The organism is Actinomycetota bacterium (genome assembly GCA_036280995.1).
Classification (GTDB): domain Bacteria; phylum Actinomycetota; class CALGFH01; order CALGFH01; family CALGFH01; genus CALGFH01.
This window is the reverse complement of sequence record DASUPQ010000633.1, coordinates 1-4,061: the sequence shown is the minus strand read 5'-3', so window position 1 is coordinate 4,061 and position 4,061 is coordinate 1. Positions and strand designations below refer to the sequence as shown.

General features: G+C 69.2%; 4 protein-coding genes. 2 read left to right on the top strand and 2 right to left on the bottom strand.

Going from position 1 to position 4,061, the window contains the following annotated elements; genetic code table 11:
- A partial coding sequence (locus tag VF468_21565) for a GH3 auxin-responsive promoter family protein (GenBank protein ID HEX5880879.1) occupies nt 1-1,276 on the top strand: 1,276 nt, incomplete at its 5' end.
- An 18-nt stretch (nt 1,277-1,294) separates the two neighbouring features.
- Nucleotides 1,295-2,317 (top strand): glyceraldehyde 3-phosphate dehydrogenase NAD-binding domain-containing protein, encoded by a 1,023-nt coding sequence (locus tag VF468_21560; protein HEX5880878.1) that lies wholly within the window; start codon nt 1,295-1,297, stop codon nt 2,315-2,317.
- A 75-nt stretch (nt 2,318-2,392) separates the two neighbouring features.
- On the opposite strand, the gene VF468_21555 is transcribed toward VF468_21560, so the two are convergent.
- Together VF468_21555 and VF468_21550 are read right to left on the bottom strand one after the other, a co-directional pair.
- Nucleotides 2,393-3,127: a Clp protease N-terminal domain-containing protein gene (locus VF468_21555; GenBank protein HEX5880877.1), complete on the bottom strand. Its 735-nt coding sequence runs from the start codon at nt 3,125-3,127 to the stop codon at nt 2,393-2,395.
- Between the two features lie 322 nt (nt 3,128-3,449).
- Nucleotides 3,450-4,061 (bottom strand): SDR family oxidoreductase (locus VF468_21550; protein ID HEX5880876.1); only part of this gene is annotated, 612 nt, incomplete at its 5' end.

Here is a 4,061-nt window from a genome sequence, read left to right as displayed (position 1 = left end):
CGGCGGCCGGATCCTCAGCGTGGTCAGTCCCGAGGTCGAGTCCCACGCCCCCAGTGGTGTCCCCGTCGGGGCCGAGTCCGGGCACGGCTACCGGACCATGCCTGGACCGGTGAAGTCGATGTACACCGCCCCCTATGGGGTCTTCGCCATCGAGGACTACGAGGCCAAGTACTACACGCTGCTGCGGCTGGCCGCCGGCCAGGACATCAGCTGCATCGCCACCGTCAACCCCAGCACCGTCCTGCTGCTCGGCGACCGGCTTGCCGAGCACACTGAGCCGATCATCCGCGACGTCCGCGACGGGACACTCTCCTCGCGGTTCTCCGTGCCCCAGGACCTTCGGAACTCCCTGCGCCTGCGACCGGATCCAGAGCGCGCCAGGCACCTGGAGCGGGCGGCCGCCGCCGGCGGCGGCCTGCTGCGGCCCGGGCTGGCATGGCCCGAGCTGGCCGCGGTCGGGTGCTGGAAGGGTGGGACCGTCGGCGCCTACCTGGCGAAGTTCGACACCTACTTCCCGCAGGGAACGCCGGTCAGGGACTTCGGCTACTACGCCACCGAGCTACGCGGATCGGTGCCGCTCAACGACCAGGGTGACGCCGGGGTGACCGCGGTCGGCACCAACGTGCTCGAATTCCACCCCGCAGACGACGATCGCGCCCCAGAGGGCCGCCACCTGCTGACCGTCGACAAGCTGCAGGTCGGGCGACGCTATTTCGTGTACGTCACCAACGCCTCGGGGCTGTACCGCTACGACATGAACGACATCGTCGAGGTCGCAGGGCACTACGGCGAGACCCCGCTCATCCGGTTCATCCAGAAGGGGAAAGGCGTCGTCTCGTTCACCGGGGAGAAGCTCTACGAGGTCCAGGTCCTCGCCGCCGTCGACCAGGCGCTGGCCGCGCTGCGGGGCCGCTACCACTTCATCGCCGCCGTCGCCGAATTGGTCGAGGGAACCACGCCGCGGCTGGTCTTCCTCATCGAGTTCGACGACCCGGTCGCCGAGCACGACGGTTCGGCGCTGGTCGACCGCCTGGACGCGGCATTGGGGGGCCAGAACGACGAGTACCAGACCAAGCGGAAGTCGCTGCGCTACGGCCCGCCCATCATCCGGGTCGTACGCTCCGGCGAGTACGACCGGTACCGCCGGCGCATGGTGGAGACCGGCCAGCGCGCCGACGGCCAGTTCAAGATCCTCCGGCTCACCAGCGACACGTCGTTCGCCGGGGAGTTCGCCGCCGAGCAGGACCTGGTCGGCAGCGAGCGGACCTCGGCCTGACCCTCGAAGGAGGCACAGATGGCCAACAAGGTCGCGATCAACGGGCTCGGCCGGATCGGTCGGGCAGCCCTCAAGCTGGCCCTCGAGCAGCCGCAGCTCGACGTGGTGGCGGTGAACGAGATCGGCTCGCTCGAGAACATGGTGTACCTGCTCAGGTACGACAGCGTGTACGGTCGCTACGAGCGGCAGGTTGACGCCGTCGACGGGAAGCTGGTCATCGACGGCAAGCCGCTGGTGTACCTGAGCGAGCGTGACCCCGAGCAGCTTCCATGGGCCGACCTCGAGATCGACCTGGTGCTGGAGTGCACCGGCCGGTTCACCAACCGCGAGGACGCCGAGAAGCACGTGCGCGCCGGCGCCAGGTGGGTGATCCTGTCCGGCCCGACCAAGAGCCCGGACGTGCCGACCATCATCCACGGGGTCAACCGGCCCGACGGTGAGACCCAGATCATCTCCTGCGCCAGCTGCACCACCAACAACATCACCCCGCTGGTGGAGATCCTGGACCGGCACTTCGGCGTCGAGAAGGCCGTGCTGACCACCGTGCACGCCTACACCGCGACCCAGGCCCTGGTCGACAGCCCCGGCGGCGCCAAGGACCTGCGCCGTGGCCGCGCCGCCGCCCAGAGCTTCGTCCCCTCCAGCACCGGGGCGGCCACCGCCACCGCCAAGGCGCTGCCGGCCATGGAGGGTCGCTTCGACGGTGTCTCCGTGCGCGGCCCGGTGGTCGTCGGGTCCATCTCGGACGTCGTCTTCGTGGTGGGGCGGGACACCACGCCCGAAGAGGTCAACGACGTGCTGCGGCAGGAGGCAACCAGCGACCGGTACCAGGGAATCCTCGCCGTCGCCGAGGATCCGCTGGTCTCGGCCGACATCGTCAAGGATCCCCGCGCCTCCATCGTCCAGCTGGACATGACCCGGGTCGTCGGCGGCGACCTGGTCAAGGTCATGAGCTGGTACGACAACGAATGGGGATTCACCAGCCAGATGATCCAGGTCGCGGTCCAGCAACTGGGGCTCCACACCGCCGCCCGGGTCTGAACCAGTGGGCGTCACGGCGAGAGGGCGGTGTCGCGGCGGGACCAGGTATCGACCTGCTGCCCCGAGATACCTGGGTCAGGATGGGTCGGGGCCAGTGATCAGCCTGGCGCCTTCTGGGATCTCGACCGGACCGATCGTCTCCTGGCCGTGTTCGTCCAGCACCGGCACGGTGTCCTCGTCGACCACGATGTGCACCGGTCGGCCGTCGGTGGTCAGCACGGGATAGCCGTCCCGGTCGACGAAGTACTGGCGTCCCAGCATGCCTTTCTTGGGTGGCCGGTCCAGCGGCACCCCGAACCCTCTTGAACCCCAGGGGCGCCGCCGGCGGGGATCGTGGCCGAGGGGGTTGGGTGCCAGGTCCAAGGTGTACGCCAGGTCGGCCTCGGCGGGCGGCGGTGGTTCGAGCGGCGCCGCCTCGGGCAGCACGACGCCCTCGGTGGCGTCCAGCACCCGCTGGCGCACCACCTCAGCGGTGATCCCGGCGCGGGCGACCCAGCGGGTCGGGAAGCGGTCGCGGCTGATCAGGGCGAGCAGGACGTGCTCGCTGGTGACCTCGGTGTCGGCGAGCCGGGCGGCCTCCAGGTTGGCCCGCTCCAGCACGAGCTGGGTGGCGGGTGAGAGCGTGGTGTGGGTCGGGGTGGTGTCCCAGGGGTCGCCCATGCTGAGGGTGAACGCTTGGCGAAACGGCTCGGGGCGGATCCCCAAGGACTCCAGCACCCGACGGGCCGCCCCGGGACAGTCGGGGTGCAGCATCCCGAGCACCAGATGCTCGTAGCCGATCCAGGGATGGTTGAGCCTCGTCGGCGGCACGGTTCAGCACCGCCCAGATCTGCCGGGGATGGCCGCCGTCCGGTGGGAGGTCGGGGCCGGTGAAGATCGGTCCCTGGTCGGGATGGTTAGCGACCCAGGCATGCACGGCCGCCCGCGGCCACACCCGACCGCCGGTGGAGGTGTGCTCAGCGGCTGGGAAGTCGGCGGCGGAGGTCGCCAGTTCCAGGACTTGCCGGCGGGTGACGCCCAGCAGGCGGGCGGCCTCAGCGGCCGTGACAAGCTGCGGATCAGTCGTCGAGGTCATGGAGTCCTCCCCGGCGAAGTCAAGGCTCACCTATCAAACCACCTCGGCGACCGACCACTAGTCATCCAGGCTTCCCAGGCTCAAGTTGACGACCGTTCCCGTCATCCCGCTCGCCTGGTCGGAAGCCATGAAGACCGCCACGTTCGTCATCTCCGTGAGCGTCGAAAGCCGTCGTGGGTGAGTCCTGGCTGCGCCGAACTCGTGGAACTGTTCCCAGGTCATTCCCGACGCCTTGGCGTAAAGCTCGAAGCTCTCCTTGATCCTGCCGGTCTCCGGCATCCCCTGGGGTCGCAGACCGACCACGCGAATACCCTGAGGTGCGAGCTCGGCGGATAGACCTCGGGTGAGCGCCTCCACGGCGGCCATCGCCGGACCGCCGCCTCCCACCACTGGGATGCCCGTCCGCGAAGGGATTGCGGTGACGGTCATGATCACCCCCGATCGGTTCGCGACCATCCGCCGGGCGGCCAGGCGGGCGGTCAGAAAGTACGCCCTCGTGTACGTCGCAATGGGCAGGGAGAACCGGGCGACGTCCAGCTCGACCAGGGGCACACGACTCTTCGGATTAGGGATGCCGATCGCGTTGAACGAGATATCGACGCGGGCCGCCTTGTCGATCACGGACTGGAGATGCGTGTCCACAGCCTGCTCGTCGAGCGCGTCGACCTC